Consider the following 24,483-nt stretch of genomic DNA (forward strand, 5'->3'; position numbering starts at 1 on the left):
ACACGTCAGGCTTTAAGAAAAAACACCGATACGGGTGTAAGAAATCACCGGTACGTTGTCTTGGTTGCAGTCGCCAGTGCCTGGTCCTGCTGCCAATGCCGCCGGGCGAATGGGGTTTGGCAGCCCGCGCAGGCAGCCGTCAGACCCGCACTTCCCCGTTGCGCAGGCTTCGCTCCGGCTCTATCGTCACCTCCCACGGTCGCGCTCCGCGGCTATTTTCGAGAAAGCTCCCCGATGACGTTCGTCCGCCCTGCCGGCCTGGCCCTGTTGCTTGCCGCCGCTTCCGCCTGTGCCGTTTTGCCCGCCTTTGCCGACAGCCTCGCCGCCGTCTCCTCCACCGCCATGGCCATCACCGGTGATATCGAATTCGATGATTTCGAGATTGTCTTTGAAAACGGCGAGACGCTGGTTTTCGATGAACTGGTCGCAGACACATTCATCGTCGATGGCGAGGAGGTCGGCGCCTCGGTCTACAGCGTCCAGACACCGGCCGATCCGCTGCTCAACAATGACAACCTGCTTTGTGGCCAGGGCGACGTCACCTATGTGGCTGCCTGGGGCGACGCGTCCGACGACAGCCTGACCATCGTCGCCGTTTTCGACACCCAGGATGTGCCCGGCAGCAATGCCGACATGTGCGCCTCCTACACCTATGAGTACAAATGAGCCACGCCAGGGTCCGGCGCGGCGGCATCGTGCTATAGGGTGGCGCGACAAAAACAAAATCAACGGATAGTGCGATGATACCCTGGATCCGGCTCGATGCCGTGACACTCGATGATGGCGTCGAACTGCGGCTGATGCGCCGCGGGACAGAATTCTCCATCATGCTCGGCGCCAACGAGCTGATGAACAGCCGCCTGAGCGGATCCGAGGAAGCGCTGGCCACTCTCGCGTCAGACCGGCTTGCCGGGCGGCCACGTCCGCGCATGCTGATCGGCGGCCTCGGCATGGGCTTTACCTTGCGCGCTGCGCTTAAAGCTCTGGGTGGGGAAGCCCGCATAACCGTCGCTGAACTTGTGCCACAGGTCATAGACTGGGCGGGCGGGCCGATGGCGCCGGTATTTGCTGGCTGTCTCGATGATCCGCGTGTTGCTCTGCATCAGGGCGATGTCGGCGAGCTGATCCGAGGCGGCGAGGGGGCCTGGGACGCCATCCTGCTCGATGTCGACAACGGCCCCGACGGGCTGACCCGGCAGGGCAATGACGCGCTTTATTCCGCCAGCGGTTTGGCGGCTGCCCACCGGGCATTGTCACCCGGCGGCGTCTTCTCTGTCTGGTCCTCGGCGCCCGACGCGGCCTTCACGCGACGGCTCAAACAGGCGGGTTTTACTGTTGAAGAGGTGCCGACCCGCGCCAGCATCAAAAAACGCGGCGCGCGGCACATGATCTGGGTTGCTGTCAAAGCGGGATGACAACCCGGCGTGCCCGCCGCGCTGATCTCGCATTTCCGCAATGGCTCGGCTAATCTCGGTCTGTATGAGGGAGGGCATCGTGCGGTCATTTGACGAGATTTACGAGATTGCGGCGGCGCGCAAGGGCGGCGCCGAGGCGCTTGAAGCCCAGTTGAGCACGCCCAAATCCGCCGCGGAGCTGGCCGCCATCCCGGACGACCGCTGGCTTGCGGCAATGACCAGAGGCGTGTTTCAGGCCGGCTTCAACTGGAAGGTCGTCGAAAACATGTGGCCCGGCTTCGAGGCGGCGTTTGACGGCTTCGATATCGGCCGCTGCGCCATGCTCAATGACGAGGATTTCGACCGGCTGGTATCCGATACCCGCATCATCCGCCACGGCGCCAAGATCAAGTCGGTGCAGCAAAACGCTGTGTTCGTGCGCGAGCTTGCGGCGCAGTCGGGCAGTGCCGGCAAGGCCTTCGCCGACTGGCCCTCGACCGATTTCATCGGGCTGATGGAACTGCTCAGGAAACGTGGCAGCCGGCTCGGCGGCGCCACCGGGCCCTATTGCCTGCGCGCGATGGGCAAGGACAGTTTCATCCTGTCGCAAAGCGTCACCGGCCGGCTGATCGCCGAAGGCGTCGTCGACAGGCAGCCGTCTTCGAAAAAGGCCTTGGCTGACGTCCAGTCTGCGTTCAATATCTGGATGCAGCAATCCGGCCGCTCGCTGACCGAAATCAGCCGCGTGCTGGCCATGAGCCTTTGAACATAATGGTCGGAAACGGAAAGGAAATCCGATGGACTGGACCCTTGCCTTTGTCAGCGTCTTTGCGATTTTCATTCCGGCGCTGATGCTGCCGGGCCCTGATTTCATCGGCGTCGTGCGCTCGGCGATGGCGCGGGGCACGCGCGCCGGTCTGATGACCACGCTCGGCGTGACCATCGGGCTCGGGCTCTATGCCGGGCTCTCCCTGATCGGGCTGTCGGCGATCTTGCTGGAATATCAATGGCTTGCCTGGACGGTGCGGATCTGTGGCGGGCTCTATCTGGCCTATCTCGGTGTCAGGCTGCTGATGACCAGGCCCGCAGCCATCGACCTGGATGGCGGCGATCATCCTGGCTCCGGCAACCCGCTGGTCTTCGGCTTTCTGGTGACGCTGACCAATCCCAAGGCGATCGTGCTGTTTACCAGCGTCTTTGCCACCGCGGTCACCGACGCCATGCCGCTCTGGGTGATGGCGGCGATGGTCGGGCTGGTGATGGCAAGTGCAGCCCTCTGGTACACGCTGGTGACGCTGTTCATGTCGTCGCGCCCGGTGATCGCCCGGTTCGAAAACGCCCAGCACTGGATCGAACGCGCCGCCGGGGCCTGTTTCATCGCCATTGGGGCAAAGATACTCGCCGACAGCCGCAATCCGCTGACGCCGTAAATTCCGGGACCGGTCACGACAGTTCTGTTCGCGTCCAGCTCCCGTCGTTCAGTGCAAACAGATAGGGCGTGGCGTGGCTGCTCTTGAACCAGCACCCGCACAAGTGCTCCGAGATCGCCTGAAGCACGGCGTCATGGCCGACGAGAACGGTGAGAGCCTCGGTGCGCGGCAGCAACAACCCGTTGAGCGCGGCCAGCGCACGGGCGCGCACCTCCGCCCATTGCTCGCCATCCGCGGGCAGGATCCCGGCCAGTTGCTCAAGCCGGGTGATGTCGTAGCGGATCATGGCCTCGCGGATCGACTGCCCCTCCAGTGAGCCGAAATCGCACTCGATCAGATTGTCGTCGGTCTCAGTCGTCCGGTTTGCGGCCCTTGCGATGATCGCGGCCGTGTCGATCGCCCGCGACAGCGGGCTGCTGACAATCCTGCCGATGCGCAAAGATCTGAGGCTCTGGGCCGCGCGGTGAGCCTGGCGCACACCGTTGGCATTGAGCGCGATGTCGGTGCGGCCCTGAAACAGCCCCGATGCATTCCAGTCGGTTTCGCCGTGCCGCACGAAGATGAAGTCGGAGGGGGTGTTCATCGGTCTCCTGGTCCGGTCCAGCCGCGGTCGAGCCTGCGGGTGCGGTCATCGACCTGCGCCCGGATCGCCGCAAGCAGCGGATGGCGGTTGGTGGCGGGCAGCCCGTAGTTCAGATTGAAGCGATAATCGAAATCATCCGGGTTCTTGCCGGTCGAGTGGGTCAGCATTGTTTCGATCTTGTCAAACCCCTTGGCCAGCACCGCTTCGGGCGTCCTGGCTTCGGCATATTCGTCCCAGAGCCCGACAATCTCGGCTCTCAGATCACCGGGCAGGGGCGCGCACAAGGTGACAAGATCGGCACGCTCGCGCGCGGCCCGGTCGTCCCCGGCGCGCTGGTCGATCGCCGGAACGTCGCCGGAAATCGCCTCGCCGAGATCGTGGACGATGCAGATCTTGATCAGCCGCATGAGGTCGACGTCCTCCAGCGCGTCGCCAAACAGAATGACCAGCAGGCAAAGCCGCCAGCTGTGCTCGGCGGTGCTTTCCTGCCGGCCCTCGGGCGTGCGCCCGCTGCGCAGCGTGTCCTTGAGCCGGTTGGTCTCATCGAGAAAACGCAGCACCGCGGCGATCCGCTCCGGGGAGGGAAGCGCTGGGCCGGTCATTCGGCCCGGCTCCATCTGGCCCGGTACTCCGCTGCGCGTTCAGGGTCGAGATTGGTCTTGTCGAGATTGCCGCCGGCCCAGGCCATCACCTTCGGATCCATCACCCGGAACCACAGCGGCGGAATGGCTGCCAGCAGAAAGGTGCCGGGATAGCCCGACGGCAGTGTCGGCAGTTCCTCGAACGAGCGCAGCGCCTGATAGGGCCGCAACGGGTTGGCGTGGTGATCGGAATGGCGCTGCAGGTGAAACAGCATCAGATTGGTGATGATATGGTTGGTGTTCCATGAATGCCGCGGCTCGCATGCGCCATAGCGCCCGTCGGGCTTGAGGTCGCGCTTGAGCCCGTAATGCTCGATGTAATTGGCAACGGTGAGGTGAAACCAGCCAATCAGATTGTGCAGCAGCAGGAACGGCACCATGGTCCAGCCGAAGGCGGCGATCAGTGCCAGATCGGCCGAAAGCGTGATCGCGTAGCATTGCAGGATGTCATTGCGCCAATGCCAGAAACCCAGGCCCTTGCGGGCGAGACGTGCCCGCTCCATCTGCCAGCCGCGCACCGCGGTGCCGGGGATCTCGCGCAGGGAAAACCGCCACAGGCTTTCGCCGAGCCGGGCCGAGGCCGGGTCGTCCGGAGTTGCCACATGCACATGGTGGCCGCGATTGTGCTCGATGCAGAAATGCCCGTAGCCGGAGCAGGCATTGGCAAATTTTGCGCCCCATTGATCCAGCCGCGATGTCTTGTGCCCGAGCTCATGCCCGATGGTGATCGCCGTTCCCGAACTGACCCCGGCGCCCACGCACAGCCCCAGCCAGGCCAGCAGCGGCGTGCCGGGTTGCCCGGCGGCAATGGCGCAGGCCAGCAGCGAGAACCAGAACACCGGCACCGACAAAAACAGCAGCACCCGGTAGAACGGGTCGGCGGCCATGGCCTCGACCACATCTTCGGGCGGATTGTTGGGATCGACGCCCACCAGATGGTCGGCGCCGACATAGACGCCGTAATAGAACACGATCGGTGCCAGAACCCACCAGGGATTGCCGCTCGCCAGATAGGCCACGGCGCCCAGCCCCGGCAGTGATGGCGACAGCACCGACAGGATCCACAGCCAGCGCTTGGTATCGCGGTATTCGACGCGGTCGCCATTCCTGGCGGTGCTGATGAAGATCATCGCAAAACTCCCTGGCGCGTCCGGCGGCTGCGGCGGTTCGCCACAGCCGGCCGCGCCTCGGCCGATGGTAGGGCGACGGGCTGCCGCGGGCAAGCTTGCACATCACCAGGCGGCCTTGGGACCAGGAGCCTGCCGCGCGCCCGCCTGCTCTGGCCGGGTGCACCTTATTGGCACACCGCTGTGCAAGGGCGGAATGATCACTTTTTTAAGAGAGTTCGGGCATGATCCGCTCAATCGATCTGCACAAGGAAAATCCGCATGCGCACCCTGTCCGCAATTGCTGTCTTGATGACTGCCACACTGCTGGCCGCGCCGGCCCAGGCGCTCGATGTCAACCATCTGCTCAACCGGGCCTTCGGAACCTCGGATCTGGAGAAGCTCGGTGTCCCGATCTTCGTGCTGCTTGGCGTGATCACCGTGCTGTTTTTCTGGGTCGCGACCCGGATCGGCAAGAAGCGGCAACGCCGGATGATCGAATCCTATGATGCCGAGATGAAGGATTACTCGTCGCGCCTGCGGCGCGGCAGGTCCTGACCTGATCGCGGCCTCAGCGCCGCATCGGTAGACTGTCATCCCGGCGCCGCCCACTCTGGCGGTCTTGACCGGCATTCATTCAAATCCGGAATGCCGGCTTTCGCGAAATTCATTTCACATCGCCGGTCAATGCTTTAGGGAAATATGAGGGGCCGATGGCCCTTTATCGTTGTCCTTGATCATGAGGCCGTCATGCCCGCCCAGCTTTCCGTCAATCTCAATGCCGTCGCCATGCTGCGCAACCGCCGTGATCTGCCCTGGCCGAGCGTCACTGGTTTGGGCCGCATTGCGCTGCAAAACGGCGCCCATGGATTGACGGTTCATCCGCGGCCCGACCAGCGCCACATCCGCTTTTCCGACCTTCCCGGCATCCGCGCGCTGATCGATGATGAATTCCCGCATGCCGAATTCAACATCGAGGGCTATCCCACCGACGAGTTTTTAGAGCTTGTCGAGGCCAATGAGCCCGAACAGGTGACATTGGTGCCCGACGATCCGTCGCAGGCAACCTCCGATCATGGCTGGGATTTTCAGGGCAAGGGCAATTTTTTGCGCGCCGTGGTGCAGCGGCTGAAGAAGAACGGCGCCCGTGTCTCGCTGTTTTGCGATCCCGACGCCAGCCGCGCCAGCCTTGAAGCCGCCGGGGCCACCGGCGCCGACCGGGTGGAATTCTACACCGGCCCCTATGGCGGCACCCATGATGATCCGGCCCGCGCTGCCGAAGAACTCGAAAAGCTTGCAACAGCCGGCAGGATCGCCGCCGAACTCGGCCTCGGCGTCAATGCCGGCCATGATCTGACCGTCGAGAACCTGCCGGGCCTCGCCCGCGCCATTCCCGGCCTGCTCGAAGTCTCCATCGGCCACGGCCTGATTGCCGATGCCATCGAACACGGCATGGCCGAAACCGTCCGCCGCTTCGTCAAGGCCTGCGCGTGAAGCTTCGCCCGGCCTGACTTCCCTCCATCCGCCACGGACGGAGGGAAGCCGCTGCCATGGCCGGAGATCAAAGCCATGACATGGGTGGTTCGGCGGCCTGGCGTCAGCCCAGCAGCGCCGCCTTGCTGGCGTCGAGGAAATCCTTCATCGAAACAGGCTTGGCGCCCGAAAGCGTGGCGGCATCTTCGGTGACGATGTCGATCTTGCCTGCGCGCGTATTGGCGTCGAAGGAGACGAAGGTCGGGACATAGGGGGCGGGAACACCGGCGGCTTCCATGCCCTGCGCCAGTTGCTCGTCGGTGACATGAACAACCGCCAGCGGCTTGCCGGCGACCATTGAAACCAGTTCGGCAATCTCGTCTGTAGTGTAGGCAACCGGACCGGTCAGCGTGTAGGTGGCGCTGCCGGTTGCGGGACTGGCGAGGCTCGCCGCGATTGCCCGGGCCACGTCGTCGCGGGCGATATGGGCAAGCTTGCCGGTCCCGGCCGAGCTGTACCACTGGCCGCTGGCCACGGCATGCGGCAGCGACATCAGCAGGTTCTCCATGTACCAGGAATTGCGGAAGATCGTGTGGCTTAGACCGGTGGCCCTGATCGCGTCCTCGGTGCCCTTGTGGTCTGGCGCAAACAGCACCTTGCTGTCATCCGGGTTCGGCATCGATGTGTAGAGGATATGCCTGACCCCGGCGGCCTTGGCAGCGGCCACGGCGGCCTGATGCTGGCGCAGCCGCCTGTCGGTTCCGTCGAGCACGTCTGTGGAAATGATCAGCAATTGATCCACCCCGGCGAAGCTCGCCTGCAGCCCGTCCGCATCCTCGAAATCCACCTTGCGGGTCTCGACGCCGCGCGCAGCCAACTCGGCCAGTCTGGCGGTGTCGCGCGATCCGGCGATGATCGAGGAGGCAGGCACGTGATAGGTATCGAGCAGGTGATGCATCACGCGTGTGCCGAGCTTGCCCGAAGCACCCGTAACCAGAATTGTGTCAGCCATGTCATTGTCCTTTCAGGGGCGAGGCGCCCGGTTAGGCGCATCGGAAATGAGTGTTGCTCTCATATTGAGAGTTAATGCATCTATGCTATGTTGCGAGATCCCGAAAGAAGGCAGTTTCGCCGCCAATGGTTACCTGGAAGGAACCACCCATGGACGCGTCCATCTCGTTAGCCGACCGGCTCAAGGCCATGCCGGAGGACTGTTCCCTCGACCAGTGCCCGGTGCGCCAGGTCATGCAGGGCATCTTCGGCAAGTGGAGCACATTGTTGCTGCAGGCCCTTGGCGAACGGCCCTATCGCTTTGGCGAATTGCGCCGGCTGGTGCCCGATATCTCGCAGCGGATGCTGACCCAGACATTGAGGGATCTCGCCCGCGACGGCTATGTCTACCGCAAGGTCCACCCGACCAAGCCGCCCAGCGTCGAATACGGCCTGACCGATCTCGGCATTTCCATGCTTGCGCCACTGAGCGAGCTGGTGGTCTGGGCGAGCGACAATTTCGCCACCGTCGATGCGGCGCGCAAGCGCTTCGATGCCGAACAGGGCAATTAGGCAGGCAGCATCGAGCCCGACGGCCGCTGACGTCATGGACCGGCCGCAAGCGCCGCCGCTGCCGGTCAGCCGTCTGAGTTCATGCTTGAATTTCCGGCGCGGCTCCGCCAGAAAGCGGTAAAGCGTCAACAGAGTGCATCATGAGTCGGCTTGTAACACCCATCATCACCGCGGCCCTGGCATGGAGCCTTGCCGGCTGTGTCGCCCCGTCCGGGCCCGGCCCGTCGGCCCGCCCGGTGCCGGACAATTTCCACACCCTGATGCCGCCGAAAATGGTTTTGCGTGATGACACCGTCGCCGCCGCAACCCATGACCGCAGCGCCAGCCGGCTGGCCTATGTCGGGGTCTGGGCGCCCAATGGCGACGCCTGCGCGATGATGGACCAGACAGCCTTTGACGGCTATGCGGTGATCACGCCCGACAGCATCCGCCGTCCGGGCGAAACCTGCAGCTTCGAGCCCGGCCAGCCGGGCAATGCCGCCCAGAGCTTCGATGCCACCTGCAAGGTCGGGCGCGCCACCGTCCGCAAGACCATCAGCGTTCTCATGAGCAGCAGCCGGAAACTGCGGCTGACGCCCGCACCGGGCGCGCAGGGCCAGAGCCTTGTCCGCTGCCATCTGCAGGAATAGGCCCGGCGCCGGGCCCGGATGCGGCTACAGCCAGCGCGCCACAGCCACGATCAGCTGCGCCCCCGGCACCAGCAGGATCTGGGCAAACACCGTGCCTGCCAGCCGGCTCAGCACCATCCACACCAGCACCCGGCGGTAAAAAACCTGGCTGACCTCGCCCTCGACCACATCATCGGTGAGCCCGGCGAGATAGGGATCGATCAGGATGAACATCATGATGGTGGCGACGCCGTTGATCACCGCCGACAGTGAACTCGCCGTCACCCGGAACTCCGGATCGAGCGAACCGGCATAGATCGCCGCCAGCACGCCCACGGTCCACAGCGCCGTGGCAAGGAAATTCATGCCGACATAGACCACTGGAAATCCCGACGAGATTTTCAGCGAGGTCAGGTTCTGATAACGCGGCAGCGCCACCGACTGCATCACCACCGCGGCCCCGCGCGGTGTCAGCGCCTTGAGTGTCAGCCGCACCAGGTTGCGTCGCTTCTTGAAGCTTGCCACCGCACTGGTGGCTACGCGTTGAACGGTGGGGATCAGCAGCCCGCCGATGACGGTGCCCAGCGACGCCGCCGCCAGGATCAGCGCGAAATCCCATTGCAGATGGCTTGAGCCGGCGTCGAGGATCGAGGTCTCCACCCGCTTGGCCAGCAGCGGCGCCTGAAACGAGTTCGACGTCCGCGACACCAGCACCATCGCATTGAACAGCGAGAACGCGATCGCGATCTGCCCGGTCCGGATCCCTGCAATCCTGAACGCAAACGCCAGCGTCCCGATCAGATGAATGACCACGGTCAGAATGATGATGGCCAGAAGTTGAATGTCCATGAAGCTGCCCGCCCGAAGCCCAGATGCCGGACGCGGAGATAGGATCCGATTTCAGGTTTTATTGCGGCGGTGAGGGAGGAGGCAGCCGATAATCGAAACCACCGGTGTCGCATGAGCCTGCAATACGGCATGGATCGCATTGGCAAATAGGCACTCTATCGGTGCTGAATGACGAAGGTCAAAGTGGTCTGATCAATTTTGCCATCAATGCACAGTCATCACGGGATGACTTTTGCTGTTGTGCAAATCTTCAAGTGAGAATGTCGATTCCCTATGCATTCCTGTCCCAAAGGCTTGACTCTCAGTTGCTGCAGCGGTTTAAAGAGGTAAGACCACTGGATGGAACCTATGTCAGAAATCACCCCGCCCGAAAACACTGATGCTCAATCCGGAAGCGAACGCGTGTTTGCCTTCTTCCGGCGCAAGGTGCTGTCGGGTGAGCTGCGCACCGGGGACCGTCTGCCTGCCGAACGCGATCTGGCCACCCAGCTCAATGTCGGCCGTCCGCTGCTACGCGAGAGCATGCGGTCGCTCGCCATGCTCGGGCTCGTCGACATCCGCCATGGCAGCGGCGCCTTTGTCGGCAAGGCGGACATTTCTGTTCTGACCGATTTCTTCACCTTCAGCCTGGCCCAGGAGCAGAATGTTTCAGAGGACATCATGCAGGCGCGCATGGCGATCGAGTGCCAGGCCATCCGGCTCGCCTGCGAGCGCGCCACAGAAAGTGACCTAGATCGCATCGGCGGCTGTCTGACGGCGCTGATCAAAACACTGTCCGATCCGGAAAAGGGTGGCATGGCGGATTTCCGCTTTCATGCGGCCATCGTCCAGGCAAGTCACAGCCAGGCGCTTGTCACGCTCTACAAGGCGATCTCGGAACTGCTGATGCAGAACCATGTCGAGCGCCGTCGGGTGACGCACAAGACACCGAAAGTCATTGACGATCTGGTGGAATCCCACCGCCAGGTCTTTCTTTCGATCGTGGAAGGGGATGGAGACGCTGCCGACCGACGGCTGCGTGAACACTTCGCGATCGGCGACGAACTGCGCCGTAAAAGCATCATAGCCGCTTTCAGCAGAGGCGGCATGGCGGAGTAGAGTAAACCAACTGTGGAGGAGTGAGTATGTATACTTCAATTACCGGGCGCATTGCGTCCGCCATCCTGGCCCTGGGCATCCTGTCGGCGCCAGCCCTCGCCGAAGAGCTGCGCTATGCGCATGTCGGCTCTGAAGGCGACATTCAGACCCAATTTGCCTCCGAAGCAGCCGAAGGCATCAAGGATGCCACCGGCGGCGACATCACGGTTCAGGTGTTCCCCGCCAGCCAGCTTGGCGGCGTCGCTGAAATGGTCGACGGCGTTCGCATCGGCTCGATTTCCATGGGTCATCATGATTTTGCATCGCTTGCCCGCGTCGTGCCTGACGTGGCGGTGTTCAACGCCCCGTTCATCTATCGCTCTGCCGAACAGGCGCTGGCTGCCACCAACCCCGCGTCCTCGCCGGCTCTGCAGGAAATCAACGAAAAGCTGATCGCCGAAGGCGGCGTGCGCATCATCGGGCGCATCTATCGCGGCGCCCGCCACATCTCGTCCAATTTTGAGGTGAAGTCACCGGCCGATCTCAAGGACAAGCCATTCCGCGCCGTGCCGCTCGACCTCTGGGTCTCAATGGTCAAGGGATTTGGCGCCACACCGACCCCGGTCGAAGTCTCCGAGCTCCCCACCGCCCTGATGACCGGTCTGGTTGTCGGGCAGGAAAACCCGCTGACCATGATCTCGGCCAACAAGCTCTATGAAGTGCAGTCCCATGTCGCCATGACCGGGCACATGCACTCCGTGCTTGCCGTCTTCATCAATGAAGACGTCTGGCAGAGCCTGAGCGAGGACAACCGTGCCAAGATCACCAAGGTGCTGGACGAAAAGGCCGCGGACTCGCTGCGCTGGGCGCAGGAATCGGAAGCTGGTCTGGTCGAAGAGCTCAAGAGCAACGGCATGACAGTGGTCACCGAAGCCGAGGGTCTCGACATCGAAGCTTTCCGGGTTCCGGTGCTGGATCAGATCCGCGCGGATTTTCCGGATTTCGCCCCCTACATCGAACAGATCGCAGCGGTTAAGTAAGCCATTGCATCTTTTGGCGGGCGCCTCCGGGCGCCCGTCTCCTTGCGGGAGCGTGTCATGAAGCTTGCCAGACGCCTTGTCGAATATGTCAGCGTGTTTTTGCTCGGAGCACTGGTGTTTGTGCCATTTGCGCAGATCATAATGCGCTGGGTTTTCGGATCTCCGATCATCGGTGCCGAGGAATTCACCCGCTTCCTGCTCATCTGTGTCGTCTTTGTCAGCTTTCCGCTGGTCGTCGAAGCCGGGGAGAACATCGTCATGGGAGATCTGCGCAAGGCCTTGCCGGTTCTGCCGCGCCGCATTCTCGATGTGCTGACGTCGCTGTGCGCGATCTTCATCACCGGACTGGTTGCCTATGCCGTGTTCAACACCATCGGCAAGAACCTCAACAACGCCACGCCGACACTGAAAATCCCGTTCTGGATCTTTCTCGGCTCCACCTTTTTCGGATTTGCCTCAGCGGCATTGGTCCATCTCGTCCATCTGCGCAAACCACCGCAGAAGGCCACGAGCGTCAGCATCTAGGACCAATCCATGGGCACTGTCATCATCATAGCCTTCCTGGTGCTGTTCATCATCGGCTTTCCGGTGGTCTACGCCATCCTGCTGCCGGGCATTCTCTATATCCTGATCGAAGGGTTTCCGCTCGGACTGCTGGCCCAGCGCATCACCTATGCGCTTGACAGTTTTCCGCTCGTTGCCGTGCCGATCTTCATCTTCGTCGGCAATCTGATGAACCTGTCCGGCGTCACCGACCGTATCTTCCGCTTTGCCGATACGCTGGTCGGCCGCGCCCCCGGCGGGCTGGCCCAGGTCAATATATTCTCATCGCTGATCTTTTCCGGCATGTCGGGCGCGGCATTGGCCGATGTCGGCGGCCTCGGCAAGATCGAGATCGAGGCGATGCGCAAGCGCGGTTTCTCGGCGCCGTTTTCCGCGGCCGTCACCGCCGCCTCTGCCGTGGTTGGTCCGATATTCCCGCCAAGCATCCCGTTGATCGTCTATGGATCGGTTACCAGCGTCTCGATCGTGCAGCTGTTGCTGGCGGGCATCGTGCCAGCCCTGATCTGTGTGGCGCTGCTGATGGCGACGGCGGCGATCCTGTCCCTGCGTCATTCGATGCCGCGGGCTGACCGCTGGCCGACTGCGCGCGAGATCTGGCTGTCGCTGCTGCCTGCACTTCCGGCCATTCTTGCGCCGGTGCTGATGATTTCGGGCATGCTGCTGGGTATATTCACCCCCACCGAAGCTGCCGCGGTCACCGCGATCTATGTCATCCTGATCAGTTCCTTGATCTACAAGGAGCTGACCTGGAACCATATGTGGCACTCGATGCTGGCCACTGTCCGCTCGACCAGCGCCATCCTGATCATCGTCGCAGCCGCCGCGCTGTTTGGCTGGATTCTGGCTGTCGAGCAGGTGCCGCAGAACTTCGCCGCCATGATTCTGCAATGGTCGACCGACCCATTGATGCTGCTGCTGATTGCCAATCTGATCTTCTTCATTGCCGGCATGTTCCTCGATTCCACCACCGCGACGCTGCTGGTGGTCCCGGTGATCGCGCCGCCGATGGTGCTGGCCGGTGTCGACCCTGTGCATCTTGGCATTGTTGCGATCTTCAACCTGATGATCGGACTGCTGACCCCGCCGATGGGACTGTCGCTGTTCCTGGTCTGCTCCATCGCCGAGATTTCGCTGCGCGATCTGCTCAAGGCGCTGGCGCCGTTCTACATCCCGCTGCTGGCAACACTCGGCGTGATCACCTTCGCCCCCGATCTTGTTCTCTGGCTGCCCAGCTTCCTGCGTTAGCCCCTTTGGAAGGATACTGAAAATGCGAATTGTTGTTGGTTCTGATCATGCCGGATTTCCGATGAAGGCTTACGCCCTCGAAGCCATCAAGGCGCTCGGCCACGAGGTCATCGATGTCGGATCTTTCGATGACCAGCCGGTGGACTTTCCCGATATCGCCAGGCTGGTAACCGGCGCGCTGACCGACGGCACCGCCGATCGCGGCCTTATGGTCTGCGGCACCGGCGTCGGCGCCTCGATCGCCGCCAACAAGGTCAAGGGCATCCGCGCCGCCGTCTGTCATGATGTCCATTCGGCGCATCAATGCGTCGAGCATGACGATGTCAATGTGATGTGCATCGGTGCGCAGATTGTCGGTCCCTGGCTCGCCAACGACCTGATCACGGCCTATCTGGAGGCGGAATTTTCCACCAGCGAAGAATTTCGCCGCCGGGTCGAGAAACTGCACGTGATGGATTCCGAACGCTGACAAAAAGGCCATCGCGGATCACCGAGACCGCGATGGCCAACTGACCGGTCTCCGTGAATGTAAGCCCGGGCAGGGGAGGCGGGGCTATCTGACGCTGCTGCTTTCTATGGCGATAAGCGGGGGAGTGACACGCAGGTCAGTGCCGCATTTTTCGGCCATCCGGTGGAATCAGTCGAAGGTGCGCGCGAGTTCCATGTTTCGGATGTCAGGAGCCATGCCCGAATTCGCGCGCCGATTGATCGGCATTATGAAGAGTTTTCAGGAATCCATTCCTGTCGCCCTCAATCCTTCTTGCAATAATAGAGAGCTATATAGGGTTGCATATTGTTGTGGGCTTCATCGCCTCCATACGCGCTGGAATCTGTGGACGCCCCCGATACAGCCACACGGGTGGAATAGTTGGAGTTTTGCTCCTCGATCAGGCCAAACGGGCGTGAATTTTCCGTCGATGTCGATGAAAATGGCACTGAATGGCTGTGGCTTGGAAAGTTTCTCTTGAATAGCTGCACCCTTTCTTCGCCGTAGTGTTGTCCCCTGATGTAAGTACTAAGCAGTTCTCCATTTTGATCATATCGCATCTTGCCGGGAGCTTCTGACGGGTCTCCTGCGCCTATGATGGTCCTCGCTCTGGCGCTCTTGAAGGATTCCCATCCGGCAGGACAAGGCTTGCCGTCCTCTATATCGAATGCAATCACCGCACCTGGCGGAACGCCGCCGATCTGTTCAATCAGTGAAGGGCGAAGGACTGTCCATGCTCCCAAGGCAGCGAGAGCTACGAAGCCGGAAACTATCCCGACAACACCAAGGGCAACGCGCTTGTACATCTCGGATTTGATGGCTTTTGTCGCGTCGGAGACCATCTGGTCTATTTGGTTTTGTTGAATTTGATCATCGGGCATAGGTTGTCCCCTCAGCAACGGATGAGATAAACATTATCATATACTTTCAGGATGTCCCAGCAAAGGTGGTTTTCATGCCGGATCCATTCCCGCTTGACACAGTACCGTACGGTACGGTACATCGCGTTCATGACATTGACCCTTGCACCCGACACTGCTCCCAAGCAGACCGCTGCGCCCGCTGATGCCGCCTTTGGCGCATCGGTGGGCGAGGAGCTGTCGGAGCGTCAGCAGGAGGTGCTCGATGCGGTACTCAAGCTGATGGTGGCCGAGGGCGACGGGTTTTCTGTGGCCGCTGTGGCGCGCGCAGCAAGCTGCTCCAAGGAGACGCTGTACAAATGGTTTGGCGATCGTGATGGGCTTTTGACCGCCACCGTGCGCTGGCAGGCGTCGAAGGTGCGGATGCCGAAACTGCCGCGGGACCGCTTGACCAGCGACAGCCTGAAGGCAGCGCTGACCGGCTTTGCGACAAGCTGGCTCACCGTGATCACCGGCGATCTGTCGATCGCGCTCAACCGCGCCGCCGTTTCCCATGCCGGATCGGGCAAGAGCCGGCTCGGCGAGATCGTGCTGACCAATGGCCCGGTGGCGATGGCGCGGCGGCTCGAGCCGCTGCTGCTGGCCGGACGCGGGGCAGGACTGCTCAATTTTGACGATGCCGGCGAGGCGTTCCGCGCCTTTTTCGGCCTGGTCATCGCCGACACGCAGATCCGCGTGCTGCTGGGCGAGACCGGCCGGCTGGATGAACACGAGATTTCCGTCCGCGCCAGTGCCGCGGCGGACAGGTTTCTGGCGCTGTTTGGCTGAGCCCTTCGGGGCAGGGCGGGAGAGCACCAGCAAGAATCGGCGGGATCAAACCCGCCGCAACAATGGAAACGCACAGCAACAGGAGTGACCCATGCGCGTTTATTACGATCGTGACGCCGACCTCAATCTGATCAAGTCGAAGAAGGTGGCCATCATCGGCTACGGTTCCCAGTGGCCGGGCGCATGCGCTCAATCTGAAGGATTCGGGCGCAACCAATGTCGCCGTAGCACTTCGCGAAGGCTCGGCCACCGCCAAGAAGGCCGAAGCCGATGGCTTCAAGGTGATGAGCGTCGCCGAAGCCGCCGGCTGGGCCGACCTGATGATGATGGCCGCTCCCGACGAGCTGCAGGCCGACATCTACAAGGATCACATCGCCGCCAATATCCGTGACGGCGCAGTCATCGCATTCGCCCACGGCCTCAACGTCCATTTCGGCCTCATCGAGCCCAAGGCTTCGGTCGACGTCGTCATGATCGCACCAAAGGGCCCCGGCCACACCGTGCGCGGCGAATACCAGAAGGGCGGCGGCGTTCCTTGCCTGATCGCCGTTCATCACGATGCTTCGGGCAACGCCCATGACCTGGCTCTGAGCTACGCCTGCGGCGTCGGCGGCGGCCGCTCCGGCATCATCGAAACCAATTTCCGCGAAGAATGCGAAACCGATCTGTTCGGCGAGCAGGTTGTGCTTTGCGGCGGTCTGGTCGAGCTGATCCGCGCCGGTTTCGAAACCCTGGTCGAAGCCGGCTACGCGCCGGAAATGGCCTATTTCGAGTGCCTGCACGAAGTCAAGCTGATCGTCGACCTGATCTATGAAGGCGGCATCGCCAACATGAACTACTCGATCTCCAACACCGCTGAATGGGGCGAATATGTCTCCGGCCCGCGCATCATCACGTCCGAAACCAAGGCCGAGATGAAGCGGGTTCTGCACGACATCCAGACCGGCAAGTTCACCTCCGAGTGGCTGCAGGAATACAAGGGCGGCGCCGCCCGCTTCAAGGGCATCCGCCGCATGAACGATCGTCACCAGATCGAGGAAGTCGGCGAAAAGCTGCGCGGCATGATGCCGTGGATCAAGGGCAATGCGCTCGTCGACAAGGACAAGAACTAAGCCGTCACGTCAATCTGACTGAAAGCGGAAAGGCCGGGAGCGATCCCGGCCTTTTCCATGCCATGTCACGGAAGAACCAGAGAGCAATGCGGGCGCTCGAAACTCGAACGGCGGCAAAATAATATTCGGCCTGCAGCAAATTTTCCGGAACCAATGCCCGGCGCAGGCATTGTGTCCTTGCAACCAACAACAGGGGCTCCCGCCCTGCCAGAGGAGACTGAAATGAAACAGATTCTTGCTGCCACCGCTCTCGCCATGTGCTTCACCGCCGGCGCTTTCGCCCAGACCAATGCCAACAACACCCGCACCGAACTTGACGCCTATGCAGGCAACGACCCGAGCGTCTTCGACATGATGATGGACTCCGAAGGCAATGACCTCGACGACGCCGAATTCCAGGCTCGCTGGGATGGCGCAACGCCGGAACAGCAGGCTGCCCTGAAGGATGCCTGCACCAAGGCACAGGAAGCCGAAGCAAAGTATTCCGACAGCGTCGCAAGCCGCTGCCTGACCGCAACCGGTAACTGACCCCCCCGATCTGATCCTCCCATCAGATCCATTTGGCCAGTCGGCGTCCCCCCTGCCGGCTGGCCTTTTTGCATGCGCGGTTTTCATTCATGAGAGTTAGCGCTTGTCCGCTGCCGATGCCCCCAGGGACAGGGACCCGCAACCGGCCACTGCCATCAAAGGTGGCACGGCCCGGGTGCCCTCTCGGCTGGTCACCCCGCGCTCATCCCCGCCAGCATTACCGCTAGCGCCACGATGTGGATCAGCATGATCGCCCGGTCGTTCCAGATCACACCGACGGCAAACCAGCCAAACACACCGGCGACGAACAGATAGAGATTCCACGGTGTCCAGCCGAAGCCGGTGGCCGTGTAGCCCAGGATCTGGATGATCGACGCCACCCATTTGACCGCGAAGGCGATCCGTTCGCTCGAAAAATTCCCAACAACTGCAGTGGTCATGATCAGGTACTCCTCGGTTTGCCGGTCACACGGACCGCGTCAGCCCGCCGTCGATGCGAAAATTCTGGCCGGTGATGTAGGCCGCATCGTCGGATGCCAGATAGGAAATCAGCGACGAGACCTCGCGCGCATGGCCGTAGCGGCCCATCGGAATCCGCGCCTTGCGGTCGGAGGTCTCCGGCAGTGAATCGATGAAGCCCGGCAGCACATTGTTCATCCGGATATTCTTCGCTGCATAGCGGTCGGTAAAAAGCTTGGTGAAGGCCGCCAGCCCGGCGCGGAACACGCCCGAGGTTGGAAACAGCGGATCGGGCTCGAATGCCGCAAAGGTGGAGATGTTGAGGATGGTGCCGCCGCCCTGGCGCTCCATATGCGGGGTGACCAGCCGGGCAGGGCGGATGACATTCATCAGGTAATATTCCATGCCCTTGTGCCAGTCCTCATCGCTGATCGAAAGCACATCGCCCTTCGGCCCGTGACCGGCGGAATTGACCAGCACGTCCACCCGGCCCCAGGCGGCGATCGCCTTGTCGACAAAGGCTGCCAGCGCCTCCGGGTCGAGATTGGAGCCGGTATGGCCGACGCCGCCCAGTTCTTCGGCCAGCGCCTCGCCCTTGCCCGAGGAGGACAGGATGCCGACCTTGAAACCGTCCGCTGCCAGCCTGCGTGCGGCGTCCGCGCCCATGCCGCTGCCGCCGGCGGTGATCAAGGCTACCTTGTGTTCGCTCATATCCGTCTCTCCTTCAATTGCCCCGAATTTACCGGGCGCCCGAGACGTTGACCAATCATGTTTTCTCGCTCAGACTGTAGAAAATCTACTGTCAATTGGAGCGCTGCATGCGTCTGCCCAATCTCAATGGCGTGCGTGCCTTCGAAGGCGCTGCGCGGCATCTCAATTTCCGCCTCGCCGCCGAGGAACTGAACCTGACACAAGGCGCGGTGGCCCAGCAGGTCCGCAATCTCGAGGCCTCGCTTGGTCAGAAACTCTTTGTCCGCAAACCCCGCGGTCTGGAATTGACCGAAAAGGGCGCGGCCTATTTCACCGACATCCACGCGGCCCTGACCCGCATCGCCCAGGCCACCGCCCAACTGGCGCCGGTCAGCCGCAGCGTTGTGCTCTCCGTGCCGCCATCATTTGCCAGCATGTGGCTGCTGCCGCGGCTGACCGAATTCGAGGCATTGCATCCGGACATTGAACTACAGGTGATCGCGTCCGAAGGCCTGTCCGATTTCGGCGCCGACGGCGTTGATCTGGTTGTCCGCCAGGCCAGCCCGCCCTTTGCGCCAGACCTCAGATCGGTTGAGCTCGCCCCGCTCAACCTGGTGGCGGTCGCAAGCCGCAGCTATCTCGAAACCGCGCCGCCAACCAAAGATCTCGAAGATTTCCGCGCCCACCGCCTGCTCGAAAGCAGCCACCAGAACTGGCGTCAGCTGCTCGGCAACGACGAGGAGGCGGGCAAGGCCGCCCGCGTCTCCCGCTTCAACCAGACAGCTCTCGCCATCGCCGCCGCCCGCGCCGGCCGCGGCGTCGCCATCGCGCCTGAGGCGTTGATCGAACCTGATATCAAAAATGGTGAGCTTAAGGTCGTCTGGCGCGACGAAGCAAAATCTGCGGCCGGCTTCTACGCCGTGGCCCCGCGCGAACCCGGCCGTCCGTCAGGCGACCGCGATCATTTGGCGGAATGGCTGTGTGGTCAGTTTGGCAAGGCGTGGGGGGAGGGCGCTAACCGCCCCGCACCACCCGCCCCAGCCTCTTGATACCTTCTTCAATCATCGCCTCGCTGGCGCACGAAAACGACAGCCTGAGCGTATTGGCTCCCGATCCATCAGCGAAAAACGCCCGCCCCGGAACAAACGCCACGCGTTCGGTTTTGATGCTTTCGGCCAAGAGCGCCGCGCCGTCCGCACCCTCGGGCAGCGTGACCCAGATGAACATGCCGCCATCGGGTCTGGTCCAGCTCACGTCTTCGGGCATGTGCCGGGCAAGGCTCGCCAGCATCGCGTCGCGGCGGGCCTGGTAGGTCGCCTTGATTTTGGCCACCTGGGCGTCGAAGCCCTCGGAGGCCACTTTGTGGATCGCCATCTGGTTCAGCGTCGCCGAATGCAGGTCGGCCGCCTGTTTCATCAGCACCAGTTTCGAGATCACCGGCTTTGCGGCGCAGACCCAGCCGACACGCAGGCCCGGCGCCAGCGTCTTGGAAAAACTGCCGCAATAGATGGTGCGGGTGTTTTCGATTGAGCCGTTGCGCTCGATGTCGAGCGCCTGCATCGGCGGCACTTCGTCGCCGTCATAGCGCAGCGACTGGTAGGCGGCGTCCTCGATCACCGCGATGTCGAGGTCCTCGGCCAGATCTAGAATGTTTTTGCGCGCGGACCCGGCCAATGTTTCTCCGGTCGGGTTGGCGAAATCGGCCGAGGCATAGGCGAATTTCACCTCGCCGCCATTGGCCTTGGCAGCCGCGCGATAATCGGCGGCCGAGCGGTTGCCGAGCGGGGTCAGCCGGTCGTAGCTGGGTTCATAGGCGTTGAACGCCTGCAGCGCGCCGAGATAGGTCGGCCAGCCCACCAGCGCGGTGTCGCCCTTGGATAAAAACAGCTTGCCGAGATAGTCCAGCGCCTGCTGCGAGCCCGAGGTGATCATGATGTTGTCGGCAGTGCACTCGACGCCGAGCGAAGCCATGCGCGTGACCAGCCAGTCGCGCAGCGGCTTGTAGCCTTCACTGACCGAATATTGCAGTGCTGCGCCCTTCGAGTCGCCCGACAGCGCCGAGGTCAGCGCCGCGCCAAAGGCTTCGGCCGGAAACAGCGCCGGGTCGGGAATGCCGCCGGCAAACGAGATCACGTCGGGCTGGTCGAGCAGCTTCAGAAGTTCGCGGATTTCCGACGCCTTCATCCGCTCCGCCCGTGTGGCAAACAGCTTGGGCCAGTCCAGGCCGGTCATCCCCGCCGATGTCGTATCACTGCTCATGCCTGCTCCTCCCGGCGCGCATCGATACCGGGGACAGTCCGCCTTTCCGCGCACGGGAAGATCCGAACTTGCGCGATCCGAAAGGAAAACAGTCCCCGATAGTTCTGCCTGCGCAACAATAATGCGTTTGCGATGTTCCAGGAGCAAGAATGATCATGAACGCAAATTTATGTCAATAATGCTGACCTATTTAATTCGCGCGGCCGCATCGCGCGCAATTCGCTCCGGCCAACGGAAGACCATTTGTCGCCGACCGGGTCAGGGCAGGGGTATTCGTCGGGTTTCAGGGATCCCGGTCAGGGCGTCGAAGTTTCCCTGCGGGGCGAATCGGTGCAGGCTCGGCCGCGGCCAGTATCGGCAAGTCTTTGATGCCGGCAGCGTTTGAGTGAAAAAGGAAGTGCTTTTCCACTGAATATCAAAGTGCTGTCTTGTCCTAGGCGTTTGTGACCATTAAGTGACGGGTACAAAACCGTATAAAGCGGATGCGGCAGGCCATGCCCGGGGAAATTTTATGAGCGCAGTTGCGCCTGGAACGACTTTTATTGTGTTGATGCTGCCGTTTCTGGCGGCGTTGGTCGCGCCGTGGCTGACGCGTCGTCTCGGCCACAATGCGGCCTGGATCCTGGCGCTGGCGCCGCTGGCGATTTTCTTGCATTTCCTCGGTTTTGCCGGCGCTGTTGCTGACGGCGGGATCGTCACCGGCGGCTACAAATGGGTGCCCTCCTTCAATATCAGCTTCTCCTGGCTGATCGATGGTCTGTCGCTGACCTTCGCGTTGCTGATTTCCGGTATCGGCGCGATGATCATGCTCTATTCCGGCGGCTATCTCAAAGGCCATGTCCAGCTTGGCCGCTTCTTCTCCTTCATGCTGATGTTCATGGGCGCCATGCTCGGCGTGGTGATTTCCGACAGCTTCCTGATGCTGTTTGTCTATTGGGAGCTGACTTCGATCACCTCCTTCCTGCTCATCGGATTCGACCACACCCGCGAGGCCTCGCGCCGCGCCGCCATCCAGGCGCTGGTGGTCACCGGCGGCGGCGGACTGGCGCTGCTGGCGGGCCTGCTGGTGATCTGGAACATCACCGGCGTCAGCCAGATTTCGCTGCTGCTGAGTTACGGCGACGAATTGCGCAACAGCCCGTTCTACCTGCTGGCGCTGTTTCTGGTGCTGGGCGGCGCGTTTTCCAAGTCGGCCCAGTTCCCGCTGCATTTCTGGTTGCCCAACGCCATGGAAGCGCCGACCCCGGTCTCGGCCTATCTGCACTCCGCCACCATGGTCAAGGCCGGCGTCTATCTGCTGATGCGGCTCAATCCGGTGCTGGGCGACACTGTCTGGTGGGAAACCATCCTGCCGCTGTTTGGTGGCACCACGCTGATCGTCGGCACGCTGCTCGCCATCCGCCAGACCGATCTAAAGCTGATGCTGGCCTATACCACCGTGTCCTCGCTCGGCCTGCTGGTGCTGCTGACCGGTTTTGGCAGCGAGCACGCCATTGCCGCCGCCGTGCTCTATCTGGTGGCGCATTCGCTGTTCAAGGGCGCGCTGTTCATGGTCGCCGGCCTGATCGACCATGAGGCCGGCACCCGTGACGTGACCCGGCTGGGCGGCCTGCGCAAGGCGATGCCGATCACCTTCATCGCCGCCATGGCCGCAGCCATCTCGATGGCCGGCCTGCCGCCCTTCGTCGGCTTCCTCGCCAAGGAGGAAATCTACTACGCGCTCTGGGCCACCAATCCCTGGTCGCTGGCCTTTGTCGCCGTCGCCATTGTCGGCAATGGGCTGATGTTCGTGATCGGCTTTGCCGTCGCCATCAAGCCGTTCTTCGGGCCCGTGGTCAAAACCCCGAAAGCGGCCCATGAGGGTCCGGTGCTGCTGTGGCTGGGGCCGTTGACGCTCGGTATCGCGGCCCTGGCCGCGGCGCTGCTGTCGCCGCTGACCCACCGTTTCATTTCCGCGCCGATGGCAAGTGCCGTGGCCGGCAAATCCGAGCTGGTCACCATCTCGCTGGTCCCGCATTTCGGCGCGCCGCTGCTGCTGTCGCTGGTCACCATAGTCTTCGGCGTCATCGCCTACCGCATGCTTGACCGCCTGCGCGCGGGCATGGTCTCGCTGCTTGCGGCCATCGGCTGGGGCCCGGACCGCGGCTTCGACCAGTTCATTTTCGGCCTGGTTCGCCTGTCGGTCAAAATCACCCGCGTGGTCCAGCCCGGACGGCTGGAGATCTACATGATCGTCACCTTCCTGATGATTGCCGCGGCCCTGATCGTGCCGATGGCCTGGTATGGCGAATGGCCTTCGATGCCGGTCTGGCCCACCGATGTGCAGTTTCATGAGCTGGTGGTCTTCGCCATCGTGCTGATCGGGCTGCTCGCGGTGATCTATGCCCGTGACCGGCTCACCGCGATCGTGTCGCTCGGCATCCAGGGCTTTGCCGTGGCGCTGATCTTCATGCTGTTTGGCGCACCCGACCTGTCATTCACCCAGTTCATGGTCGAAACCCTGGCCGTCGTCATCCTCGCGCTGATCATGACAAGGTTGCGGCTGACCTCGGCCGACCATCGCCCCACCGGCGAAAAGGCCATCGACATGACCGTGGCGCTGGCCTGCGGCGGCGGCTTCATGCTCTATCTGCTGTCCGTCACCCAGCAGCCGTTCAACACCGAGCTGAGCGACTTCTTCTCGGCCTATTCGAAGGTCGTCGCCCACGGCGCCAATGTCGTCAATGTCATCATCGTGGATTTCCGCGGCACGGATACGCTGGGCGAGATCGCAGTCGTCATGGTCACCGGTCTCGCCATCCTGTCGCTGATCCGCATCCGCACGCCGCGTGTGCCGGTTGCCGACAATGATCCCGACCGCAACGGCGGAGGGCAGTAATCATGCGCACAGTCATTTTCCGCTCGATTGCGCCCTATCTCACCAGCCTGATGATGCTGTTTTCGGTCTTCGTGCTGCTGCGCGGTCACAACGAACCCGGCGGCGGCTTCATCGGCGGCCTGATCGCGGCCTCCGCACTGGCGATCTACGGTATCGCCTGCGGTGTGGCGCCGGTGCGCCGGGCGATCTATTTCCACCCGATGGCGATTGCCGCCTTCGGCCTGTTCATGGCGGCGATGGCCGGCGTGCTGTCGATCTTTGCCGGCGTGCCCTACATGTCGGGCATCTGGATCTACCCGGATTTCTTCGGGGTGGAACTGGCCCTGTCGACGGTGCTGGTCTTTGATGTCGGGGTCTATCTCGTCGTCGTCGGCGCGATCAGTTCCATTGCCCTGGCGCTGGAAGAAAGGGATCGCGACTGATGGAATCCCTGTTAGCCATTCTGGTCGGCGCGCTGTTTACCGTTGCCATCTATCTGTTCCTGTCCAAGCACATCATCCGCATCCTGATGGGCGCGGCGATCCTGGGCAACGCCGTCAATCTGCTGATCTTCACCGCCGGGCGGGTGACGCGCGAAGTGCCGCCGATCATCCCCGCCAGTGCCGATGCGCTCAGCGATGCCGCCGCCAATCCCCTGCCGCAGGCGCTGATCCTGACGGCGATCGTGATTTCATTTTCATTCTTCGCGTTTTTGCTGGTGCTGGGTTACCGCGCCTTCCAGGAACTTGAAACCGACAGTTCCGACGAGATGCGTGTAGCCGAACCGGTGGGCGAGCAGTCGCCGCCGGCCGGCTACTGAGGAGAGACCG

At 62.3% G+C, this 24,483-nt stretch carries 28 protein-coding genes and 1 pseudogene; 20 read left to right on the forward strand and 9 right to left on the reverse strand.

Annotated elements, in window-relative coordinates; all coding sequences use genetic code 11:
• Positions 1-234 precede the first annotated feature (234 nt).
• The 4 genes from OEG82_RS10120 to OEG82_RS10135 all read left to right on the forward strand — a co-directional run bounded on the left by OEG82_RS10120 (position 235) and on the right by OEG82_RS10135 (position 2,824).
• Positions 235-666, forward strand: coding sequence for a hypothetical protein (locus OEG82_RS10120; protein WP_267612332.1), 432 nt, complete (start codon positions 235-237; stop codon positions 664-666).
• 74 nt (positions 667-740) lie between these two features.
• On the forward strand, positions 741-1,415 hold the full coding sequence (locus OEG82_RS10125; protein WP_267612333.1) for a spermidine synthase: 675 nt from the start codon (positions 741-743) through the stop codon (positions 1,413-1,415).
• A gap of 79 nt (positions 1,416-1,494) precedes the next feature.
• The gene (locus OEG82_RS10130; RefSeq protein ID WP_267612334.1) at positions 1,495-2,160 is read left to right on the forward strand and encodes a DNA-3-methyladenine glycosylase I; all 666 of its coding nucleotides are present in this window, start codon (positions 1,495-1,497) and stop codon (positions 2,158-2,160) included.
• A gap of 31 nt (positions 2,161-2,191) precedes the next feature.
• A complete protein-coding gene (locus tag OEG82_RS10135) occupies positions 2,192-2,824 on the forward strand; it encodes a LysE family translocator (protein WP_267612335.1) in 633 nt (210 codons plus the stop codon).
• Positions 2,825-2,837: 13 nt separating this feature from the next.
• Here the strand turns inward: OEG82_RS10135 and OEG82_RS10140 are convergent, their stop codons facing one another.
• The 3 genes from OEG82_RS10140 to OEG82_RS10150 are packed head-to-tail and all read right to left on the reverse strand — an operon-like array spanning position 2,838 to position 5,178.
• On the reverse strand, positions 2,838-3,407 hold the full coding sequence (locus OEG82_RS10140) for a histidine phosphatase family protein (RefSeq protein ID WP_267612336.1): 570 nt from the start codon (positions 3,405-3,407) through the stop codon (positions 2,838-2,840).
• Positions 3,404-4,009 (reverse strand): HD domain-containing protein, encoded by a 606-nt coding sequence (locus OEG82_RS10145; RefSeq protein WP_267612337.1) that lies wholly within the window; start codon positions 4,007-4,009, stop codon positions 3,404-3,406. The genes OEG82_RS10140 and OEG82_RS10145 overlap by 4 nt, the downstream gene beginning before the upstream one ends.
• Complete coding sequence (locus OEG82_RS10150; protein ID WP_267612338.1) at positions 4,006-5,178, reverse strand: alkane 1-monooxygenase; 1,173 nt, start codon at positions 5,176-5,178, stop codon at positions 4,006-4,008. The genes OEG82_RS10145 and OEG82_RS10150 overlap by 4 nt, the downstream gene beginning before the upstream one ends.
• 258 nt (positions 5,179-5,436) lie before the next feature.
• Between OEG82_RS10150 and OEG82_RS10155 the strand changes: the two genes are divergently transcribed.
• Positions 5,437-5,712, forward strand: a complete 276-nt coding sequence (locus tag OEG82_RS10155) for a hypothetical protein (RefSeq protein WP_267612339.1) — start codon at positions 5,437-5,439, stop codon at positions 5,710-5,712.
• Positions 5,713-5,904: 192 nt separating this feature from the next.
• Positions 5,905-6,648, forward strand: coding sequence for a pyridoxine 5'-phosphate synthase (locus tag OEG82_RS10160; protein ID WP_267612340.1), 744 nt, complete (start codon positions 5,905-5,907; stop codon positions 6,646-6,648).
• Positions 6,649-6,751: 103 nt separating this feature from the next.
• Here the strand turns inward: OEG82_RS10160 and OEG82_RS10165 are convergent, their stop codons facing one another.
• The gene (locus OEG82_RS10165) at positions 6,752-7,639 is read right to left on the reverse strand and encodes an SDR family oxidoreductase (protein WP_267612341.1); all 888 of its coding nucleotides are present in this window, start codon (positions 7,637-7,639) and stop codon (positions 6,752-6,754) included.
• 149 nt (positions 7,640-7,788) lie between these two features.
• On the opposite strand from OEG82_RS10165, the gene OEG82_RS10170 reads away from it, so the two are divergent.
• Complete coding sequence (locus OEG82_RS10170) at positions 7,789-8,190, forward strand: winged helix-turn-helix transcriptional regulator (RefSeq protein WP_425497577.1); 402 nt, start codon at positions 7,789-7,791, stop codon at positions 8,188-8,190.
• A gap of 140 nt (positions 8,191-8,330) precedes the next feature.
• Complete coding sequence (locus OEG82_RS10175) at positions 8,331-8,819, forward strand: hypothetical protein (protein WP_267612342.1); 489 nt, start codon at positions 8,331-8,333, stop codon at positions 8,817-8,819.
• A 24-nt stretch (positions 8,820-8,843) separates the two neighbouring features.
• On the opposite strand, the gene OEG82_RS10180 is transcribed toward OEG82_RS10175, so the two are convergent.
• Positions 8,844-9,647: a lipid II flippase Amj family protein gene (locus tag OEG82_RS10180; RefSeq protein ID WP_267612343.1), complete on the reverse strand. Its 804-nt coding sequence runs from the start codon at positions 9,645-9,647 to the stop codon at positions 8,844-8,846.
• A 348-nt stretch (positions 9,648-9,995) separates the two neighbouring features.
• Between OEG82_RS10180 and OEG82_RS10185 the strand changes: the two genes are divergently transcribed.
• From OEG82_RS10185 to OEG82_RS10205, 5 genes are read left to right on the forward strand one after another with little or no spacing between them, the layout of a single operon-like run.
• The gene (locus OEG82_RS10185; RefSeq protein WP_267612344.1) at positions 9,996-10,745 is read left to right on the forward strand and encodes a FadR/GntR family transcriptional regulator; all 750 of its coding nucleotides are present in this window, start codon (positions 9,996-9,998) and stop codon (positions 10,743-10,745) included.
• 26 nt (positions 10,746-10,771) lie between these two features.
• Positions 10,772-11,764 carry a TRAP transporter substrate-binding protein gene (locus OEG82_RS10190; protein WP_267612345.1) on the forward strand — a complete coding sequence of 331 codons (993 nt, stop codon included), beginning with the start codon at positions 10,772-10,774 and terminating at the stop codon, positions 11,762-11,764.
• A gap of 57 nt (positions 11,765-11,821) precedes the next feature.
• Positions 11,822-12,289 (forward strand): TRAP transporter small permease, encoded by a 468-nt coding sequence (locus tag OEG82_RS10195; RefSeq protein WP_267612346.1) that lies wholly within the window; start codon positions 11,822-11,824, stop codon positions 12,287-12,289.
• Between the two features lie 9 nt (positions 12,290-12,298).
• Positions 12,299-13,573: a TRAP transporter large permease gene (locus OEG82_RS10200; RefSeq protein ID WP_267612347.1), complete on the forward strand. Its 1,275-nt coding sequence runs from the start codon at positions 12,299-12,301 to the stop codon at positions 13,571-13,573.
• A gap of 22 nt (positions 13,574-13,595) precedes the next feature.
• On the forward strand, positions 13,596-14,042 hold the full coding sequence (locus OEG82_RS10205) for an RpiB/LacA/LacB family sugar-phosphate isomerase (RefSeq protein WP_267612348.1): 447 nt from the start codon (positions 13,596-13,598) through the stop codon (positions 14,040-14,042).
• Positions 14,043-14,323: 281 nt separating this feature from the next.
• On the opposite strand, the gene OEG82_RS10210 is transcribed toward OEG82_RS10205, so the two are convergent.
• A complete protein-coding gene (locus OEG82_RS10210; protein WP_267612349.1) occupies positions 14,324-14,941 on the reverse strand; it encodes a hypothetical protein in 618 nt (205 codons plus the stop codon).
• A gap of 129 nt (positions 14,942-15,070) precedes the next feature.
• On the opposite strand from OEG82_RS10210, the gene OEG82_RS10215 reads away from it, so the two are divergent.
• From OEG82_RS10215 to OEG82_RS10225, 3 genes and pseudogenes are all read left to right on the forward strand, one after another.
• Entirely contained in the window at positions 15,071-15,748 is a 678-nt protein-coding gene (locus OEG82_RS10215) for a TetR/AcrR family transcriptional regulator C-terminal domain-containing protein (protein WP_267612350.1), read from the forward strand.
• Between the two features lie 91 nt (positions 15,749-15,839).
• A pseudogene (gene ilvC, locus OEG82_RS10220) lies at positions 15,840-16,860 on the forward strand (ketol-acid reductoisomerase).
• A gap of 222 nt (positions 16,861-17,082) precedes the next feature.
• On the forward strand, positions 17,083-17,388 hold the full coding sequence (locus OEG82_RS10225; RefSeq protein ID WP_267612351.1) for a hypothetical protein: 306 nt from the start codon (positions 17,083-17,085) through the stop codon (positions 17,386-17,388).
• Between the two features lie 191 nt (positions 17,389-17,579).
• On the opposite strand, the gene OEG82_RS10230 is transcribed toward OEG82_RS10225, so the two are convergent.
• Complete coding sequence (locus OEG82_RS10230) at positions 17,580-17,828, reverse strand: DUF6552 family protein (RefSeq protein WP_267612352.1); 249 nt, start codon at positions 17,826-17,828, stop codon at positions 17,580-17,582.
• A 25-nt stretch (positions 17,829-17,853) separates the two neighbouring features.
• The gene (locus OEG82_RS10235; protein ID WP_267612353.1) at positions 17,854-18,558 is read right to left on the reverse strand and encodes an SDR family oxidoreductase; all 705 of its coding nucleotides are present in this window, start codon (positions 18,556-18,558) and stop codon (positions 17,854-17,856) included.
• Positions 18,559-18,665: 107 nt separating this feature from the next.
• On the opposite strand from OEG82_RS10235, the gene OEG82_RS10240 reads away from it, so the two are divergent.
• Positions 18,666-19,586 carry a LysR substrate-binding domain-containing protein gene (locus OEG82_RS10240; protein ID WP_267612354.1) on the forward strand — a complete coding sequence of 307 codons (921 nt, stop codon included), beginning with the start codon at positions 18,666-18,668 and terminating at the stop codon, positions 19,584-19,586.
• Here OEG82_RS10240 and OEG82_RS10245 read toward each other — a convergent pair.
• Positions 19,552-20,796 carry an aminotransferase-like domain-containing protein gene (locus OEG82_RS10245; protein WP_267612355.1) on the reverse strand — a complete coding sequence of 415 codons (1,245 nt, stop codon included), beginning with the start codon at positions 20,794-20,796 and terminating at the stop codon, positions 19,552-19,554. The two genes, OEG82_RS10240 and OEG82_RS10245, sit on opposite strands and share 35 nt — an antisense overlap.
• Before the next feature lie 511 nt (positions 20,797-21,307).
• Between OEG82_RS10245 and OEG82_RS10250 the strand changes: the two genes are divergently transcribed.
• The 3 genes from OEG82_RS10250 to OEG82_RS10260 are packed head-to-tail and all read left to right on the forward strand — an operon-like array spanning position 21,308 to position 24,473.
• The gene (locus OEG82_RS10250; protein WP_267612356.1) at positions 21,308-23,674 is read left to right on the forward strand and encodes a putative monovalent cation/H+ antiporter subunit A; all 2,367 of its coding nucleotides are present in this window, start codon (positions 21,308-21,310) and stop codon (positions 23,672-23,674) included.
• Positions 23,675-23,676: 2 nt separating this feature from the next.
• Positions 23,677-24,096: a Na(+)/H(+) antiporter subunit B gene (locus tag OEG82_RS10255; RefSeq protein ID WP_267612357.1), complete on the forward strand. Its 420-nt coding sequence runs from the start codon at positions 23,677-23,679 to the stop codon at positions 24,094-24,096.
• A complete protein-coding gene (locus OEG82_RS10260; protein ID WP_267612358.1) occupies positions 24,096-24,473 on the forward strand; it encodes a Na+/H+ antiporter subunit C in 378 nt (125 codons plus the stop codon). Before OEG82_RS10255 ends, OEG82_RS10260 begins: the two co-directional genes overlap by 1 nt.
• Positions 24,474-24,483: the final 10 nt, after the last annotated feature.

The organism is Hoeflea ulvae (genome assembly GCF_026619435.1).
In the GTDB taxonomy this organism is placed as follows: domain Bacteria; phylum Pseudomonadota; class Alphaproteobacteria; order Rhizobiales; family Rhizobiaceae; genus Hoeflea; species Hoeflea ulvae.

Excerpts from the sequence above, each read along its gene's own strand:
- OEG82_RS10125 (WP_267612333.1), top strand. The coding sequence starts at position 741 with ATGATACCCTGGATCCGGCTCGATGCCGTGACACTCGATGATGGCGTC.
- OEG82_RS10245 (WP_267612355.1), bottom strand. The coding sequence starts at position 20,796 with ATGAGCAGTGATACGACATCGGCGGGGATGACCGGCCTGGACTGGCCC.
- OEG82_RS10170 (WP_425497577.1), top strand. The coding sequence starts at position 7,789 with ATGGACGCGTCCATCTCGTTAGCCGACCGGCTCAAGGCCATGCCGGAG.
- OEG82_RS10255 (WP_267612357.1), top strand. The coding sequence starts at position 23,677 with ATGCGCACAGTCATTTTCCGCTCGATTGCGCCCTATCTCACCAGCCTG.
- OEG82_RS10200 (WP_267612347.1), top strand. The coding sequence starts at position 12,299 with ATGGGCACTGTCATCATCATAGCCTTCCTGGTGCTGTTCATCATCGGC.
- OEG82_RS10175 (WP_267612342.1), top strand. The coding sequence starts at position 8,331 with ATGAGTCGGCTTGTAACACCCATCATCACCGCGGCCCTGGCATGGAGC.
- OEG82_RS10215 (WP_267612350.1), top strand. The coding sequence starts at position 15,071 with ATGACATTGACCCTTGCACCCGACACTGCTCCCAAGCAGACCGCTGCG.
- OEG82_RS10250 (WP_267612356.1), top strand. The coding sequence starts at position 21,308 with ATGAGCGCAGTTGCGCCTGGAACGACTTTTATTGTGTTGATGCTGCCG.
- OEG82_RS10225 (WP_267612351.1), top strand. The coding sequence starts at position 17,083 with ATGAAACAGATTCTTGCTGCCACCGCTCTCGCCATGTGCTTCACCGCC.
- OEG82_RS10190 (WP_267612345.1), top strand. The coding sequence starts at position 10,772 with ATGTATACTTCAATTACCGGGCGCATTGCGTCCGCCATCCTGGCCCTG.
- OEG82_RS10145 (WP_267612337.1), bottom strand. The coding sequence starts at position 4,009 with ATGACCGGCCCAGCGCTTCCCTCCCCGGAGCGGATCGCCGCGGTGCTG.
- OEG82_RS10260 (WP_267612358.1), top strand. The coding sequence starts at position 24,096 with ATGGAATCCCTGTTAGCCATTCTGGTCGGCGCGCTGTTTACCGTTGCC.
- OEG82_RS10240 (WP_267612354.1), top strand. The coding sequence starts at position 18,666 with ATGCGTCTGCCCAATCTCAATGGCGTGCGTGCCTTCGAAGGCGCTGCG.
- OEG82_RS10160 (WP_267612340.1), top strand. The coding sequence starts at position 5,905 with ATGCCCGCCCAGCTTTCCGTCAATCTCAATGCCGTCGCCATGCTGCGC.
- OEG82_RS10140 (WP_267612336.1), bottom strand. The coding sequence starts at position 3,407 with ATGAACACCCCCTCCGACTTCATCTTCGTGCGGCACGGCGAAACCGAC.
- OEG82_RS10210 (WP_267612349.1), bottom strand. The coding sequence starts at position 14,941 with ATGCCCGATGATCAAATTCAACAAAACCAAATAGACCAGATGGTCTCC.
- OEG82_RS10155 (WP_267612339.1), top strand. The coding sequence starts at position 5,437 with ATGCGCACCCTGTCCGCAATTGCTGTCTTGATGACTGCCACACTGCTG.
- OEG82_RS10230 (WP_267612352.1), bottom strand. The coding sequence starts at position 17,828 with ATGACCACTGCAGTTGTTGGGAATTTTTCGAGCGAACGGATCGCCTTC.
- OEG82_RS10120 (WP_267612332.1), top strand. The coding sequence starts at position 235 with ATGACGTTCGTCCGCCCTGCCGGCCTGGCCCTGTTGCTTGCCGCCGCT.
- OEG82_RS10150 (WP_267612338.1), bottom strand. The coding sequence starts at position 5,178 with ATGATCTTCATCAGCACCGCCAGGAATGGCGACCGCGTCGAATACCGC.
- OEG82_RS10195 (WP_267612346.1), top strand. The coding sequence starts at position 11,822 with ATGAAGCTTGCCAGACGCCTTGTCGAATATGTCAGCGTGTTTTTGCTC.
- OEG82_RS10180 (WP_267612343.1), bottom strand. The coding sequence starts at position 9,647 with ATGGACATTCAACTTCTGGCCATCATCATTCTGACCGTGGTCATTCAT.
- OEG82_RS10235 (WP_267612353.1), bottom strand. The coding sequence starts at position 18,558 with ATGAGCGAACACAAGGTAGCCTTGATCACCGCCGGCGGCAGCGGCATG.
- OEG82_RS10185 (WP_267612344.1), top strand. The coding sequence starts at position 9,996 with ATGTCAGAAATCACCCCGCCCGAAAACACTGATGCTCAATCCGGAAGC.
- OEG82_RS10205 (WP_267612348.1), top strand. The coding sequence starts at position 13,596 with ATGCGAATTGTTGTTGGTTCTGATCATGCCGGATTTCCGATGAAGGCT.
- OEG82_RS10165 (WP_267612341.1), bottom strand. The coding sequence starts at position 7,639 with ATGGCTGACACAATTCTGGTTACGGGTGCTTCGGGCAAGCTCGGCACA.
- OEG82_RS10135 (WP_267612335.1), top strand. The coding sequence starts at position 2,192 with ATGGACTGGACCCTTGCCTTTGTCAGCGTCTTTGCGATTTTCATTCCG.